Origin of the sequence: Lentzea terrae (assembly GCF_003265345.1) — a bacterium.
Lineage (GTDB): Bacteria > Actinomycetota > Actinomycetes > Mycobacteriales > Pseudonocardiaceae > Lentzea > Lentzea terrae.
In genome coordinates, this window is the sequence record NZ_QFWW01000030.1 from 483,817 (window position 1) to 499,694 (window position 15,878).

At 68.9% G+C, this 15,878-nt stretch carries 15 protein-coding genes; 6 read left to right on the top strand and 9 right to left on the bottom strand.

Translation table 11 applies throughout. The annotated features are described in order from the left end of the window. The first annotated feature begins 89 nt into the window (after positions 1-89). The 4 genes from DI276_RS50470 (at position 90) to DI276_RS39320 (ending at position 2,860) form a co-directional block, all read left to right on the top strand. Positions 90-500 (top strand): hypothetical protein, encoded by a 411-nt coding sequence (locus DI276_RS50470; RefSeq protein WP_157985235.1) that lies wholly within the window; start codon positions 90-92, stop codon positions 498-500. After that, positions 497-1,651 (top strand): YcaO-like family protein, encoded by a 1,155-nt coding sequence (locus DI276_RS39310; RefSeq protein WP_157985236.1) that lies wholly within the window; start codon positions 497-499, stop codon positions 1,649-1,651. The genes DI276_RS50470 and DI276_RS39310 overlap by 4 nt, the downstream gene beginning before the upstream one ends. 4 nt (positions 1,652-1,655) lie before the next feature. Then, entirely contained in the window at positions 1,656-2,309 is a 654-nt protein-coding gene (locus tag DI276_RS39315; protein WP_157985237.1) for a nitroreductase family protein, read from the top strand. A gap of 83 nt (positions 2,310-2,392) precedes the next feature. Then, positions 2,393-2,860, top strand: a complete 468-nt coding sequence (locus tag DI276_RS39320; protein ID WP_112273291.1) for a phospholipase — start codon at positions 2,393-2,395, stop codon at positions 2,858-2,860. 16 nt (positions 2,861-2,876) lie between these two features. On the opposite strand, the gene DI276_RS39325 is transcribed toward DI276_RS39320, so the two are convergent. Next, positions 2,877-5,252 carry a DNA translocase FtsK gene (locus DI276_RS39325; RefSeq protein ID WP_112273293.1) on the bottom strand — a complete coding sequence of 792 codons (2,376 nt, stop codon included), beginning with the start codon at positions 5,250-5,252 and terminating at the stop codon, positions 2,877-2,879. Positions 5,253-5,316: 64 nt separating this feature from the next. Here DI276_RS39325 and DI276_RS39330 point away from each other — a divergent pair, with 64 nt between their 5' ends. Beyond that, entirely contained in the window at positions 5,317-6,144 is an 828-nt protein-coding gene (locus tag DI276_RS39330) for a lysophospholipid acyltransferase family protein (protein ID WP_112273508.1), read from the top strand. Here the strand turns inward: DI276_RS39330 and DI276_RS39335 are convergent. The 4 genes from DI276_RS39335 to DI276_RS39350 all read right to left on the bottom strand — a co-directional run bounded on the left by DI276_RS39335 (position 6,041) and on the right by DI276_RS39350 (position 11,086). Continuing rightward, entirely contained in the window at positions 6,041-6,709 is a 669-nt protein-coding gene (locus tag DI276_RS39335) for a hypothetical protein (protein WP_198681186.1), read from the bottom strand. The two genes, DI276_RS39330 and DI276_RS39335, sit on opposite strands and share 104 nt — an antisense overlap. Before the next feature lie 60 nt (positions 6,710-6,769). Continuing rightward, the gene (locus tag DI276_RS39340) at positions 6,770-7,537 is read right to left on the bottom strand and encodes an alpha/beta fold hydrolase (RefSeq protein ID WP_112273295.1); all 768 of its coding nucleotides are present in this window, start codon (positions 7,535-7,537) and stop codon (positions 6,770-6,772) included. Positions 7,538-7,879: 342 nt separating this feature from the next. Next, a complete protein-coding gene (locus DI276_RS39345; RefSeq protein WP_232837225.1) occupies positions 7,880-8,110 on the bottom strand; it encodes an alpha/beta fold hydrolase in 231 nt (76 codons plus the stop codon). Between the two features lie 171 nt (positions 8,111-8,281). After that, the gene (locus tag DI276_RS39350) at positions 8,282-11,086 is read right to left on the bottom strand and encodes an AfsR/SARP family transcriptional regulator (RefSeq protein WP_232837226.1); all 2,805 of its coding nucleotides are present in this window, start codon (positions 11,084-11,086) and stop codon (positions 8,282-8,284) included. Positions 11,087-11,191: 105 nt separating this feature from the next. Here DI276_RS39350 and DI276_RS39355 point away from each other — a divergent pair, with 105 nt between their 5' ends. Beyond that, positions 11,192-11,806 carry a class I SAM-dependent methyltransferase gene (locus tag DI276_RS39355; RefSeq protein WP_112273299.1) on the top strand — a complete coding sequence of 205 codons (615 nt, stop codon included), beginning with the start codon at positions 11,192-11,194 and terminating at the stop codon, positions 11,804-11,806. Here the strand turns inward: DI276_RS39355 and DI276_RS39360 are convergent. The 4 genes from DI276_RS39360 to DI276_RS39375 form a co-directional block, all read right to left on the bottom strand. Then, positions 11,803-12,600: a F0F1 ATP synthase subunit A gene (locus DI276_RS39360; protein WP_112273301.1), complete on the bottom strand. Its 798-nt coding sequence runs from the start codon at positions 12,598-12,600 to the stop codon at positions 11,803-11,805. The two genes, DI276_RS39355 and DI276_RS39360, sit on opposite strands and share 4 nt — an antisense overlap. Positions 12,601-12,670: 70 nt before the next feature. Then, positions 12,671-14,350: a ribonuclease J gene (locus tag DI276_RS39365; RefSeq protein WP_112273303.1), complete on the bottom strand. Its 1,680-nt coding sequence runs from the start codon at positions 14,348-14,350 to the stop codon at positions 12,671-12,673. Further along, positions 14,347-15,243, bottom strand: a complete 897-nt coding sequence (gene dapA / locus DI276_RS39370) for a 4-hydroxy-tetrahydrodipicolinate synthase (RefSeq protein ID WP_112273305.1) — start codon at positions 15,241-15,243, stop codon at positions 14,347-14,349. The genes DI276_RS39365 and dapA overlap by 4 nt, the downstream gene beginning before the upstream one ends. Positions 15,244-15,262: 19 nt before the next feature. Next, positions 15,263-15,874, bottom strand: a complete 612-nt coding sequence (locus DI276_RS39375; RefSeq protein WP_112273314.1) for a TIGR03085 family metal-binding protein — start codon at positions 15,872-15,874, stop codon at positions 15,263-15,265. Between the last annotated feature and the right edge of the window lie 4 nt (positions 15,875-15,878).

The following is a 15,878-nucleotide window of genomic DNA, read 5'->3' on the forward strand; positions in this document are numbered from 1 at the left end:
TCTCACCCGGTGCGGCCGCCGCGAACGCCGCGACGCCCACGTGTTGCTGTTGTTGTTGCTGTTGCGCGGTTTCCTCGGTCGGCGCGGCCGTGCACATCCCGGCAGCGCTGTACGAGGACACCAAAGAGCTCGAACGCCCGCGCAGCCTGCTCATCCTGCCCGCCGCGCTCTTCCCGCTGCTCGTCCTCGTGTCGCCGTTCCTCACCGGAGGCGACATCTTCGAGCTGCACTGGACCTGGTGGCTCGGCGGCTTCCTGGTGGCCCTGCTGTGGGCGATCGCCGCCGACGCCATCGCGAAGTCGCCGACGCCGTGGAAGAGCGCGTTGCGGTTGTTCGGCTGGGGCGCGCTGTGGTGCCTCGAACCCCTTGGCGTGCTCTTCCTGCTGGGGCCGCTGGCTGCCGCGCACGAGATCACCGCGATCGTCGTCGGGGTGCTCTACCTCGTCGGGGCACTGGCGTTCGGCTTCGCGATCTTCCGCCACTACCGGAGGAAGCGGTGAAGACCGTCGCGGAGGCGCTGATCGAGCGCGCGGTCGGGTGGCGGCAGGGTGTCGTGTCGCAGCTGCAGCCCGTGCCGCACAGTCTGTCCGATGTGGACATCGAGGGTTGGGCCGCGGTGCCCGAGCCGTTCGCCACCGGTGGCACGTCCGGCGGCACGACGAGGGTTGCGGCCGTTGCCGAGGCTCTGGAACGGCATGCCGCCGCGCGGTCACCGTTGGAGATCGTGACGGACGGGGAGTGCTGGCCGTTGGAGCACTTCAGCCTGCACACCGTGGAGCAACGCGTGCGGGGCGACTACCGCTACCGCAAGGGCTACGTCGACACCCCGTACACGCGGGCGTGGACGTTGCCGGACAACGCGCCGATCCGCGTTCCTGCCGGTCTTGTCGGCCTGGACGCGTCGTACGGACTGCCCACGACGTCTTCAGGCCTGGCGGCCGGGCCGTCGACCACGAGCGCGTTGCTGCGGGCCACGCAGGAACTGGTCGAGCGCGACGCGCTCACCACAACGTGGCTGCATTCCATTGCCCCCCAACGGTTCTCCGCCGACCTGCCGCACGGCGCGCAGGCGTTCGACCTCACGCCCGACTACAGCCCGCACCCGGTGATCGCCGTCGCCGGATCGCTGCCGATCGCCGGCAAACCGCGGCCGACGCTCGGGCTCGCGTGCCGGGCGACGGTGGCGGAGGCGCTGCAGAAGGCCTACGAGGAGTGGGTGCAGGGCACGGTGTTCATCGAGGTGTGGTTGGCACGCAACGGTTCTGAGCCCGTCTCAGAGGTCACCGACTTCGACAAGCACGCCGTCTACTACGCCACACACCCAGACGAGTGGGACGCGCTGCCGTGGTGGAACGGCATCGAGACGGACCCACCACCGGACGCGGAATCCCGTGGTGTCGCGGCCGAACTCACCGAACTGGTGCACGCACTGGACGGGCGCGGCATCCGGCTCGCGTACCGGGAGCTGACGACGCCGGAGCTGTCGGCGGTAGGGCTGCACTGCGTCCGCGTCCTCTCCCCCGACCTCACGCCGCTGCACTCCGACCACCGCTGGCCGCACCTCGGCGGCCGCGCTCGTGAGCTGTCGTGGCGCTACCCGCACGCCTCGCCGGGCGTGTTCCCCAATCCCGCACCGCATCCGCTGGGGTGACCGCGTGTTCGACGACTTCTGGGCCGCCAGCCGGTTCTCGCCCCTGCACCAGCTCCGCCTCGGCGAGCGGCTGCGCGACTTCCGGCCGCAGCCGCCGTTGCTCGACCCACTGGAGCTGCCGTCCGCACCCCGGCCCCTGCCGCGCCCGAAAGACCGGCTGCAGAAGCTGTTCCAGGCCCGCAAGAGCACGCGGGAGTTCGCGGCCAAGCCGTTGACGGACAAGCAACTCGGCGCCGTCCTGGGCGCGCTGGGAGACAACAGCTATCCGTCAGCGGGCGGGCTGCATCCGTTGCGCTGCTACGCGTTCGTCAACGACCGCGCGGTCCGGTACGACATCGCCCGGCACGCCTTGCAGGACATCGGCCCAGCGCCGTCGAACCTCGCGGAGATACTCGGCACGCCGGACGTGCCACCGCTCGCGATCGTGCTGGTGCTGAAGGACAACGAGTCGTTCGAGAAGTACGGCGAACGTGCGGGCAGGTTCGGCTTGATCGAAGTGGGCGCCGCAGCCCAGAGCATCTGCCTCCGTTTGGCGCAGCAGAACCTCGGCGGCTATCTGCTCGGCGGAGTAGCGGACAACGAGATGCTTCACTCTTTGGGGCTACCGCGCGAACTTCGCGTGGCCACTGCGATCGCGTGCGGTCACAAGATCACCTGACGTTCATCAGATCGTGTCTACCGGGCAGTATCGATCACCCGCTACAACTGGCGAGACCCTGCTCACACACCGAGGAGCTCGCCATGTCGAAGACCCTGCGCTCGGCATTCGTGGGTGCCACCGCATCCCTGGCCCTGATCTTCACAGGTGCCCCGGCCCAGGCCGTGGACGTCGTCGCGGTGACCGACGACTACGTCTTCACGAAGACCCTGGCCCAGTTCACAACAATCCGCGCTCAACAGCCCTACGCGGGCCAGCTGGACTGGTCGTCGGACGGCTGCTCGTACTCGCCGGACAACCCCTTCGGGTTCAAGTTCCTGCCGGCCTGCCACCGGCACGACTTCGGCTACCGCAACTACAAGCGGCAGTCCCGGTTCACCGAGACCACGCGCCTGAGCATCGACAACCGCTTCAAGACCGACATGTACAACCAGTGCAGCGGCAACTGGGCGTGCAAGCGCACCGCCGACCTGTACTACAAGGCCGTGCGCGAGTTCGGCGGCAGCGCCAGCTCCACGGCGACGAGCATCCAGCAGGCCGGCCTGAAGTAAGACCTTGAAGTAGAACTCAGTCCTCGTCCACCTCGGCGGGGCCGCCTCCACGCATCAGGTAGATCACGGACTCGAGCTCGTCCGGCTTGATCAGCACCTCACGTGCCTTCGAGCCCTCGGACGGCCCGACCACCCCGCGGGTCTCCAGCAGGTCCATGAGGCGCCCCGCCTTCGCGAACCCGACGCGGAGCTTGCGCTGCAACATCGACGTCGAGCCGAACTGCGACGTGACGATCAGCTCGGTCGCCTGCACCAGCAGCTCGAGGTCGTCGCCGATGTCGGCGTCGATCTCCTTCTTCTCGCCGGCCTTCTGCGACGTGACGCCGTCGGTGTACTCCGGCTGGGCCTGGTTCTTGGTGAACTCGACGATCGACGAGATCTCCTCGTCGCCGACGAACGCGCCCTGGATGCGCACCGGCTTCGAGGCACCCATCGGCAGGTACAGCGCGTCGCCCATGCCGATCAGCTTCTCGGCACCGGGCTGGTCCAGGATGACCCGCGAGTCGGTCAACGACGAGGTCGCGAACGCCAGCCGCGACGGCACGTTCGTCTTGATCAGACCCGTGACGACGTCCACGGACGGACGCTGCGTCGCCAGCACCAGGTGGATGCCCGCGGCACGCGCCTTCTGCGTGATGCGCACGATGGCGTCCTCGACGTCGCGTGGCGCGGTCATCATCAGGTCGGCGAGCTCGTCGACGATCGCCATGATGTACGGGTACGGCCGGTAGACGCGCTCGGATCCGGGCGGCGCGGTGATCTCGCCGGACTTGACCTTGCGGTTGAAGTCGTCGACGTGGCGCACTCGGTTGACCTGCATGTCCTGGTAGCGCTGCTCCATCTCCTCGACGAGCCACGCGAGCGCCGCCGCGGCCTTCTTCGGCTGCGTGATGATCGGCGTGATCAGGTGCGGGATGCCCTCGTACGGCGTCAGCTCGACCATCTTCGGGTCGATGAGGATCATCCGGACCTCGTCCGGCGTCGCGCGGGCCAGCAGCGACACCAGCATCGAGTTGACGAACGACGACTTACCGGAACCCGTGGAGCCCGCGACCAGCAGGTGCGGCATCTTCGTCAGGTTCGCGGTGACCATGTGGCCCTCGATGTCCTTGCCGAGGCCGATCACCATCGGATGCGTGTCCTTGACCGTGGACGGCGCGCGCAGGACGTCGCCGAGCCGCACCATCTCGCGGTCGCTGTTCGGCACCTCGATGCCGACCGCCGACTTGCCGGGAATCGGGGCCAGCAGGCGCACGTTGTCCGTCGCCACGGCGTACGCGATGTTCTTGGTCAGCGCGGTGATCTTCTCGACCTTCACGCCGGGGCCGAGCTCGACCTCGTACCGCGTGACCGTCGGGCCGCGGGTGAAGCCGGTGACCTGCGCGTCGATCGAGAACTGGTCGAGGACACCGGTGATGGCCTCGATCATCTGGTCGTTGGCCTTGCTGCGGGTCTTCGGCGCGTCACCGTCCTTGAGGACGTCCGGCGGCGGCAGCTGGTACTCGCCCTCCACCGCGCGCACGACCATCGCCGGCGCGGCGGCCTTCTCCTTCTTCGGAGCGGGCTTCGCCGGGGCCGGTTCCGGCTCCTCCAGCGGAAGTTCGGCCTGCGGCTCCTCTTCCACGGGCGCGGCGGCCTGACGACGGCGCGACGGACGGCGCAGGCGAACCGGCTTCGGTTCCTCTTCCTCGGTCTCGTCGACCGCTTCCTGCGGCCGTTCACGGTGCACGAGCGCGCGAAGTCGCTGCGGCACCTCGCGAACCGGCCAGTGCAGCACGCAGAGCAGACCGAAGACGAAGATCAGCACGAGCAGCGGACCCGCGACCCACGGCGTGAGGCCCTGTGCGAGGAACCCACCGGCCAGGTAGCCCAGCGCGCCACCCGCGTCGCGTCGCGCCAGCGGTTCCATCGGCAGACCGCCGATCAGGTGGAACATGCCGAGCACACCGATACCGATCAGCACGCCACCGATGACCAGCCGGAACCGCTCCTCCGGCTTCGCGTCCGTGCGCATCAGCGTCACGCCGATGCCGAGCAGCACCACGGGGACGATCACCGCCGGGAACCCGACAGAGCTGCGCACGGCGACGTCGACCCACTGGCCGACCGGCCCTCCCGCCTGCCACCACACACCCGCGCCGGTGATGACCGCGAGTGCGATGAGGAACAGCCCGATGCCGTCCCGCCGATGCTCGGGATCGAGGCCTTTGGTGCCGGTGATCGCTCGCACCACGGTGCCGACACCACGTCCGATGCCGCCCCACACGGCGCTGATGGCGCCACTGCTCTTGCGTGGAGCGGGCTTTTTGGACGCGGCGGATCGCGCCCGCGGCTTCGCAGGTGCTTTGCCGCGTGACGTGGTCTTGCGTGAAGTCCCTGTACGCCCGGCCATGTGTATAAGGTAGTCCCTCGCGTCTCACCAGCCCCGTTTGCAACTGGGACGCGTGCGAAACCTCATGCTTCCCCGGATCCTGCACGGTGTCGTTCCGACACGCCGTACGCTGCCCCGCGTGTCCACACCGCTCTTCTGGCGCGTGCTCATGGCGATCGACCGTGGCTTCGTCGCGCTGACCGGCAAGCTCGAGGTGTCCGGCGACGTTCCGCCCGAGCTGCTCGGCAAGCCGTTGCTGCTCGCTTCCAACCACATCGGCAACCTCGACCCGTTCGTGCTCATCGCGGCGTGTCGCAAGGTGGGCATCAACCCGCGCTTCATGCTCGCGGGCGGGCTGCTCGACGCGCCGGTCATGGGCCCGGCGCTGAAGGCGTGCGGCCACCTCCGCGTCGACCGCAGGTCCGCGAACGTGGGCGAGGCGATGCACCGCGCCGTCGAGGCGTTGCAGAAGGGCGGCGACCCGATCGCCGTCTACCCCGAGGGCAAGATCACGCTGGACCCCGGCATGTGGCCGGAGCGCGGCAAGACCGGCGTCGCCCGCATGGCGCTGGGCGGAAGCATCCCGGTCATCCCGATCAGCCAGTGGGGCGCGCACGAGGCGGTCTACTGGGGCAACCTGCACGTGAGCGGCTGGAGGGACTTCCTGCCGTACCTGACGTCGTGGCTGTCCGCGGTCCGCAAGCGCCCGACGTTCAAGGTCCACTTCGGCAAGCCGGTCGAGCTGTCCGACCTGAACGCGGAGACGATGGGCGACGCCCGGCGCGCGCACGAGCGGATCATGCTCGCGATCACCGAGGGCTTGGTGCCGCTGCGTCTCGACGAGCCGGACGTGCCGCGCTTCCACGACCCGACGCGTCCGACGACCGGTTCCTCCCCCTGGCGGCCCGCCTGATCGCGTAGGCGATCACCGTGACCAGCATCAGGAACGGCGCCGGGCTGGCCGTGTAGACGCCGATCACGAAGTCCGCCGCCGGGATCACCAGGGCCAGCACGAACGCCTTGGTGCTCGCCGTGGGCAGTTTGACCTTCGGGTCTGCCCACGGCGTGCGCCCCCACGGCTTCGCGACGCTGAGCCACGTCTGGAACGAGAACGCGCTGATCATGAAAGCCGTGCCGACCGGCAGCCACGGCGTGACGTGACCGTGCGACGCCGCTTCGAGGTTGTCGCTCAGGATGAAGATGCCGATGTACAACTGCCCCACGGTGATCACGAACTTCGCGAGCACCCACCAGTGCCGGAAGTAGCCCCACGGCGTCGTGGCGCTGAGCATCATGCCGGTGAACGCACTGGCGGCCCCCATGAACGCGAGCACCTGGTGGTCGAGCACCCGCGCCATCTTGAAGGCGTTGTCATCGCCCGTCTTCATGCCGTAGAGCACCAGTGCCAGCAACGCCACGGCCTGGCTGAGCCAGCCGACGGACGTGACGACGTGCAGCCACACCACCAGGGTTCTCATGCGTTTCTGCATGACATGTAGCTTGCCTACGCATCAGCGCGCGCACATCAGGGAAGACCCCTACTGAGCAACCCGGTCCAGCCACTCCCCCATGAGCGCGTTGAACAACGCCGGTTGCTCGATCTGCAGGTTGTGCCCGGCGGTGTCCAACACGGCGAACGACGCGTACGGGTAGTGCGGCAGCAACGCGTACACGTCCTCGTATCCGGTGACGTTGTCCTGACGCCCGGTGAGGAACAGCGCCGGCTTGTCGTACGTGCCGAGCTCCGGCCCGGCCGACAGCTCCCACCGCTCGAAGATCCGCGCCATCCCCTCGCGGTCCGCGACGTGCAGCCCGGGCAGGATCTCCTCCGCGAACCGCCGCGCCGTCTCGGCCGTCCGCACCACGGCCATGCCGTCGAACTGCGCGGCCAGCTCCGGCTCCAGCTCAACGTTGTCCGACCGGCGGACCTCGAACTCGGGCACCGTCCGGTCCTGGGCGTGGACGTTCGTGCCGGTCGGGCAGATCAACGCGAGCCCGGCCACCTGGTCGGGACGGCGATGCGCCATCGCTCGCGCGAGATAGCCGCCGTACGACTCGCCGATCAGCAGGAACGGTCCGTCGATGTGCTCGTCCACGAATTCTTCAAGCGCCGCGAGGACGTCGTCGGTGGACTTCACGTCGTCGGCCGGCGACTTTCCCATCGCCGGCAGGTCGGGGTACAGGCGCCGGTAGCCGGGCCTGGTCGCGAAGAGCGGTTCCAGGCAGCCCAGCATCAGGCGGTGGTCGGGGGTCCAGCCGTGGACGGCGAGCACCGGGGTGCCCGCACCGTGTTCTACGAAGTGCACGGACGCTTTTCTACCCGGTCCAACCACTCGTCCATGAGCGCGTTGAACAACTCCGTCCGCTCGATCGAGTGACACATGTCCTGAACCAGGCGCTCGCTCGTCTGGTGACTGTGACAGAAATGCGAGAGGTTCGGGTTGTCCACACCCACACGGGTAGCGAATGTCCTGAAACACTGTTGTCGTTTCTCCCGCTATTCGGAAGCGCGGGGGGCGGCCGAAGGCGAAGGATGCGCGCCAGCTCCCCACGGTCCGCGAGTTGCAGGTCGGCAGGACTTCGTCGACGAACGGCCGCCCGATCTCCTCGATCGCGGCCGCGTCGGCCGTCGAACCGCTCGGCCAGCTTCACGCCGTCCGACCGGCGAACCTCGAACGCGGGCAGCGTCGGCCAGGCGCTCCGAGATACGCGGCCACGGGACAGAGCAACGCCAGCCCGCGCACCTGGCTCGGTCGCCGGTGCGTCAACGCCCTCGCGAGGCGCCCGCCAAAGGACTCGCCTATCAGCAAGAACGGCGCGTCGGTGTGCTCGTCCACGAATTCTTCAAGTGCGGCAAGGATGTCCTCGGCCGACGCCACATCCCCCTGCTGGCGACCGCCCCATCCTCGGCAGGTCGGGGTACAGGCGCCGATACCCGTTTCGCACGGCGAGAACCGGCTCCAGGCACCCCAGCATCAAGAGGTGGTCAGGCGTCCAGCCGTGGACGGCGAGCACCGGCACCCCGGCTCCGCGTTCGACGAAGTGCGCGTCTACGCCAACTCGTGCAGGCGCGCCCGCACCTCCGGGGTGAGCGGGTGGTCGTAGTCCTCGTAGATCGTCAACGCTTCCAGCAGGTGCGTGCGCGCGACGTCGGGCTGGCCGGCGCTCGTCTCCCCCAAGCCGTGCAACGCTTCCGCGAGGCTCTTGCGGTCACCGAGCACGCGCAGGAACGCCAGCGCGTGCCGGAACGAGTCGCGCGACTCGACGCGTTGTCCCAGCCTGAACTGCGCCCAGCCGATGCTCACCAGCGCCATCGCCTTGCCGTGCACGGCGTCGTGCGAGTCCATCAGCTCGAACGCCATCTGCGCCGACTCGAGAGAAGCGTCGTACTGACCGGCCGAGCGGAGGATGTCGCTGAGGAACAGGCGCGTACCGCCCTGCCCGAACCACGAGCCCACCTCGGCGTGGCGGTCGAGGGCCTCACCGAAACGATCCACAGCCAGGTCGAACTGGCACAAGCCGCCGTAGGCCATGCCCAGGCCGGTCAGGCTCCACGCGGCACCGACGCGGTCGTCGATCTCGCGCCGGATCGCCAGCGCGCGGTCGAAGAGTTCGAGGGCGTCGGCGAAGCGCTGACCGCGGAACGCCGCGAGGCCCTGGCCGTGGACCGCCCAGGCACGCGCTGCCTGGTGGCCGTCGCGGGCGGCGGCGCGTTCGGCGACGCGGTAGGTGCGGGTCCACTCGTCCAGCGAGCTGGAGACGATGAAGTAGTTCCACAGCGCCACGGGGATCTGCCACGCCGCCGGCGAGTGCTCCTCCTCGCCGAGGCGCGCTACGGCCAGCAGGTTCGCGGATTCCGTGCGGCACCAGGTGAACGCGTCGTCGTGCGAGGTGAAGTCCTGAGTGGACAGTGGCGGCAGCAGGAACGACGGGTGGTCCGGCGGCGCGATGACCAAGCCGGCGGCGTTCGCGGTGTCGGCGTACCAGTGCAGCAGGCGCTGCACAGCCTCGGCACGGCCCTCCGCGGACTCCTCGGTGGTGCTCAGTTCCGTGGCGTACAAGCGCAGCAGGTCGTGCAGGCGGAACCGGCCGCGAGCGACCTCCTCCAGCATGTGGCCGCCGGCCAGCACGTCCACCAGGACGCGCGCCCGCGACACCGGCAGGCCGGCCAGCGCGGCCACGGCGGTCAGGCTGATCTCGGCGCCCGGATGCAGGCCGATGAGCCGGAACACCCGTGCCGCGTCCGGTTTCAGCGCCAGGTACGACCACGAGAAGGCCGCGCGCACGGCGGTGTCCTCGTCGTCGCCGGTCGCCAGGACGTTCAGTCGGTCGCGTTCGTCGGCCAGGTCGTTGGCGAGGTCGGTCAACGTGAGGTGCGGGCGGGTGACGACGCGTTCGGCCGCGATCCGCACCGCCAACGGCAGATGGCCGCACAGCTCGACCAGCTTGGCGGCGGCTTGGGGTTCGGCGGCGACCCGGTCCGACCCCACCGCGGAAGTCAGCAGCGCCAACGCTTCGTCGCGAGTCAGCGTGGACAGCGTCACCGAGTGCGCGCCGTCCCTCGCCACGAGCCCCCCGAGGTGGTTGCGCGAGGTCACCAGCACCATCGACGAGCTGCGCCCCGGCAGCAGCGGGCGAACCTGGTCGGCCAGCCGCGCGTTGTCGAGCAGCACCAGCACCCGTTTACCGGCCAGCACGCTGCGGTACAGCGCGGACTTCGCCGGCAGGTCGTCCGGGATGCGTTCGGCCGGAACGCCGAGGCTCTGCAACAACTGGTGCAGCGCGGCGGCGGGCTGCACGGGCGGCGACGACGCGTCGAACCCGCGCAGATCGACGTGCAGCTGACCGTCGGGGAAGCGCGCGGCCACCTGGTGCGCGAACCGGACGGCGAGCGCGGTCTTGCCGACGCCCCCGGTGCCGGTGATCGCGACGAGCACCGGGGAGTGGTCGTGCGGCACGACTTCGGAGAGCTTGGCGAGTTCTTTGGCACGGCCGGTGAAGTCACGGATCTCGTGCGGTAGTTGGACGGGCACCAGCACGGGCGCCGCGGGCTCTGGCTGCGGATCGTGGCGGCCGACGAGCAGTTGTTCGTGCAGTTGGCGGAGTTCAGGGCCGGGCTCGATGCCGAGTTCCTCGATCAGCAGCCGGCGTAAGTCCGTGTAGACGGCCAACGCCTCCGCCTGCCTGCCCCCGCGGTAGAGGGCCGACATCAGCAGGCCGTGCAGCCTCTCTCGCAGCGGATGCGCACTGACCAACGTCGTCAGCTCCGCCGCCACCTCCGCCTCGCGCCCGACGGACAGCATCAACGCGGCGCGCTGCTCCACCGCCGTGAGTCGTAACTCGGCCAAGCGCGCGCGTTCGACCGCAGCGAACGGTCCAGGCACACCATCCAGAGCGATGCCACGCCACAAGCCCAGAGCGGCGTCGAACGCGCTGATGGCCTCCGCGGGCTGTGTGCGCAAACGGCCCGCATCATCCAGATGGGCGCGGAACGTGGCGACGTCTGAACTACCGGATGGGAGCTTCAGCAAGTATCCAGCGTCAGTGGAGAGCAGCACGGAGCTCGGCGCCCGCGACGCCCGCTTCGGCTCGAACAGGCGGCGCAGACCGGCCACGTAGGTGTGGATGCCGTTGTCCGCGCTCGCCGGCGGCTCATCGCCCCAGACGGCGTCGATCAGCTCGCTGCGCGACACGACGTGGTTGGCGCGCAAGGCAAGCACGGCAAGGACAGCTCTCTGCCGCGGCGGCCCCAAAGTGAGCTCCTGGCCGTCCACCGTCGCCGCGAGCGCGCCCAGCATGCTGACGCGCAACTCGTTCTGCACCCTGTGTCCCACTCCGTTGCTGTCCGCAGTCACCCAGCAACCTACCGTCAGTTTTCGTCCAGAAGCCATCCAGAGTCCGTGCAGAGGCCTTCTCCACACTTCACATCAGGTGGATTGGGCCGAAATGAGGGGGCGGAGATGAACGCGGCCGATGTCTTCGACACGCTGGGACTGGAATACCAACGAGCGTGGTCGCACCAGCCCGCGCTGCACGGCACCCTCGCCTGGTTCGCCGCGACGCAGCCCTCCGGCTCGCGCGTGCTGGACATCGGTTGCGGCACCGGGGTTCCGGTGGCCCGCACCCTCGCCAAGGCCGGCATGAAGGTCACCGGCCTCGACGTCTCACCGGTGATGGTCGACATCGCCACCGCCCAGGTCCCCGACGCGACGTTCCACAAGATCGACATCCGCGACTTCGAGTCGCCGCCCGGTTCGTGGGACGTCATCTGCGCCGTCTTCTCCCTGCTGCAGATGCCGCAGGCCGAGATCATCCAGACCCTCGGCCGCGTCTCGGCGTGGCTGCGGCCGGGCGGCCACTTCTTCCTGGCCACCGTGGCGATCGACGTCGAGCAGATCACGCTGCCGTGGATGGGCCAGGAGATCGAGGTGTCGTCGTTCTCCGAGGAGAACTTCGAGTCCCACCTCGCCGACGTGGGCCTGCGGGTCGTGCGCCGGAGCCGGCCGGTTTTCACGCCGTCCTACCCCGGCGCCATGCCCGAGGAGTCGCTGCACCTGGTGTGCCAGCGCCCTTAGTGCTGCTCCGCCAGCGCGCGCCCGATGAAGTGCGCCGACAGCAACGCGAAGATGTACGCCTGCAGCACCTGCACCAGCGCCTCCAGGAAGATCAGCCCGATCGCGAGCCCGAAGCCCAGCACCGACACCGGCTTCAGCCAGATCGGGCCGTGCAGCAGCAGGAACTCGCCGCCGAGCGTGAACACCATCACCAGCAGGTGACCCGCGAACATCGCCGCGAACACCCGGATCATCAGGTTCAGCGGGTCGAAGAAGAACTTCAGGATGACCTCGGTGGGGATCAGCAGTCCCCACAGCACGCCTTTCGGCACCTCCGGGATGATGAACTGGTTGCGCAGGTAGCCGCGCAGCCCGAACTTCCGGACGCCCACGATGTGGTAGAGCGGGTAGATGATCAGCACGATGGCCAACGGGAAGCCGCTGTGCGTGAACGTCGGGAACTGCACGAACGGGATCAACCCGTAGAGGTTGTTCACCAGCGCGAAGCAGAAGATGCTGACGATCAGCGGCACGTACGGCGCGAACTCCTTCGCACCGATCTGCTCCCGCGCGATGGTGTTGCGCCCGAAGTCGTAGACGGACTCGGCGGCGAACTGCCACCTGGTCGGGACGAGCTTGAGGTTCCTCGTGGTGGTCAGGAAGAACGTCAGGATGATCACCACTGAGAGGACCAGCAGGATCTGCGGCTTGGTCACCGCGAGGGTGAACGGCAGGCCGAACGGCTCGTGCCAGGAGAAGATCGGCGGAAGAAAGATGTCTTCCTTGCCGGGTGGAGAGAAAACGTCATCGGCCATGAGGCGACCCCCTCGTCCATGGTCTGGATCTAGACCTTAGCGGACGAGGGGGACGCAGATCACAGCAGGGTCACACCGGAATGACCGTCGGCACGATCATCGGCCGGCGCCGGTACGTCTCGGCGACCCAACGCCCAACGACCCGCCGCACTGCCTGTGCAATGCGGTGCGTGTCCGTGATCCCCTCGGCCTCGGTCCGCGCCAGCTCCATCTCGACCAACGGCACGACCTGGTCCAAAGCCTTGGGGTCGTCGGAGAAGCCACGCCCGGAGATCGTCGGCGAGGACACGGCCCTGCCCGTGGTGGTGTCGATGGCGACCGAGATCGAGATGAAGCCGCCCTCGCCCAGCACCAGCCGGTCGGACAAAGTGGACTCACCCACGTCGCCCACGGACAGGCCGTCGACGTAGACGTGGCCCACCACAACGCGTCCGGAGACAGCCGCCTTGCCGTCGACGAGGTCCACGACAACGCCGTCCTCGGCGATCACCACGTGGTCCTCGGCGACACCGGTCGCGACGGCCAGAGCCGCGTTGGCCCGCAAGTGCCGCCACTCGCCGTGCACCGGCATCACGTTGGACGGCCGGACGGCGTTGTAGAGGAACAAGAGTTCACCGGCCGGTGAGTGGCCGGAGACGTGCACCTTGGCGTTGCCCTGGTGCACGACGGTGGCGCCGAGCTTGGCCAGGCCGTTGACGACGTTGAAGACCGCGTTCTCGTTGCCGGGGATCAGCGACGACGCCAGGATCACCGTGTCGCCCTCGCGGATCGAGATCTGGCGGTGGTCGCCGCGGGCCATGCGGGACAGCGCGGAGAGCGGCTCGCCCTGCGAACCGGTGGAGACGAAGATGACCTCGTGCTCCTCCATGCGCATCGCCACGTCGAGGTCCACGAACAACCCGTCGGGCACGTTCAGGAAGCCGAGCTCGGACGCGATGCCCATGTTGCGCACCATCGAGCGGCCGACGAACGCGATCTTGCGCTGGTACTGCACCGCCACGTCCAGCACCTGCTGCACGCGGTGCACGTGCGAGGCGAAGCACGCGACGATGACCCGCTGCGACGCCTTGCGGATCACGTTCTCCAGCACCGGGCCGATCTCGCGCTCGGGCACCACGAAACCGGGCACCTCGGCGTTGGTCGAGTCGACCAGGAAGAGGTCGACGCCCTCGTCGCCCAGGCGGGAGAAGCCCGCCAGGTCGGTCAGGCGGCCGTCGAGCGGCAACTGGTCGAGCTTGATGTCACCGGTGTGCAGCACCAGGCCCGCGGACGTGCGGATGGCCACGGCCAGCGCGTCCGGGATGGAGTGGTTGACGGCGAAGAACTCGAGCTCGAACGGCCCGTACGAGCGCCGCTCCCCCTCCTTCACCTCCACGAGCCGCGGGGTCTGGCGGTGCTCACGACACTTCGCGGCGAGCAGCGCCAGCGTGAAACGGGAGCCCACGACTTGCACGTCGGGGCGCAGCTTCAGCAGGAACGGCACGGCGCCGATGTGGTCCTCGTGGCCGTGCGTCAGGACGATGGCGTCGATGTCGTCGAGCCGGTCCTCGATGGCGCGGAAGTCCGGCAGGATCAGGTCTACGCCCGGTTGGTCGTCTTCGGGGAACAGAACGCCGCAGTCGACCACGAGCAGCCGGCCGGCGTGCTCGAAGACGGTCATGTTGCGGCCGACCTCGCCGATTCCGCCGAGTGCGACGACCCGCAGGCCGCCTTCCGGCAGAGCGGGCGGCAATTCGGTCGATTGGGTCACGCGTTTACTCCCAGTTCGGCCGCGATGGCCTCGATGTCCTCGGCCGCGGCGGGCACCAGCGGCAGACGCGGGTCGCCCACGTCCAGTCCGCGCAGGCGCAGTGCGGCCTTCGTGTACGTCACGCCGGGGACCCGGCGGAAGGGTCGCAGCAGCGGCAGCAGCGACTCGTGGATTTCTTTTGCCCGGACCACGTCTCCGGCTTCATACGCATCAATGAGATCCCGCAGGCGGTCGGCCGCCAGGTGGCCGATGACGCTCACGAACCCGACCGCGCCGACGGACAGCCACGGCAGGTTCAGCGGGTCGTCGCCCGAGTAGTAGGCGAGATCGGTCGACGCGATCACCCGGCTGCCCGCGTGCAGGTCGCCCTTGGCGTCCTTCACGGCCAGGATCCGCGGGTGCTCGGCCAACCTCAGCAACGTGTCGACCTCGATCGGCACGACCGCGCGCGGCGGGATGTCGTAGAGCATCACCGGCAGCTCGGAGGCGTCGGCGACGGCCGTGAAGTGCGCCAGCAGACCCTCCTGCGGCGGCCGCGAGTAGTACGGCGTCACGACCAGCACGCCGTGCGCACCGGCCTTCGCGGCCTGCTGCACGAGGTGGACGCTGTGTGCGGTGTCGTACGTGCCCGCGCCCGCCACGACGGTCGCGCGGTCGCCCACGGCCTCCACGACGGCCGTGATCAGCGCGGCCTTCTCGCGGTCGGTCGTGGTCGGGCTCTCCCCCGTCGTGCCGTTGACGACCAGGCCGTCGTTGCCCAGGTCCACCAGGTGTTTCGCCAGCTCCTGCGTCTTGGCGAGGTCGACCTCGCCGCGCGCGTCGAACGGCGTGACCATGGCGGTGAGAACGCGGCCGAACGGGCGGTTCGGCCCTGCGTACGGGCTTGCAGGCATGCGCAGAAACTACCCGAGTTCACACACTTCGGTTCAACGACCGCACTCGTTCGACCGCGTCGGGGTCGCCGCTGTACTCCACCCGCGCCTGGTCGCGACCGAACGCGAGCATCACCAGCTCGGACGCCTCACCGGTGATCACCACGCCGTTCGCGCCCGGCTTGGCGACGATGTGCTCGCCGTCCGGCCGCACCAAGGTCACGCCGACCGGGGACGAGCGGTAGGTGAACTTCGCGGTGAACGGCAGCAGCTTCCACAGCGCGTTCTCGCGGCGGGCGTCGTACGGCCGTGGCTCCCAGTCGGGCTGTGCGCGGCGCACGTCCTCGTGGTGCACGAAGTACTCGGTCGCGTTGATGTACGAGTCGATGGGCTGGACCCAGAACGGCGGCGTGCGCACCAGGTCGAGCAGTTCGCTCCACGCCTTGTGGGCGTAGTCCGCCTGCACCTTCTCCGCCCACTTCGCGAACGGCTTCAGCAGGATGCCGGGCGCCGTGTCCAGCCGCCGCTCGCGGATCGCGAGGTGCGCGGCGAGGTCCCGGTTCGTCCAGGTTCCGCACAACGTCGGCGCGTCCGGGCCGAGCTCGGTCATCAGTTCGACGAGCGCCTTGCGTTCGTCGCGTGCGAGACCCACACCT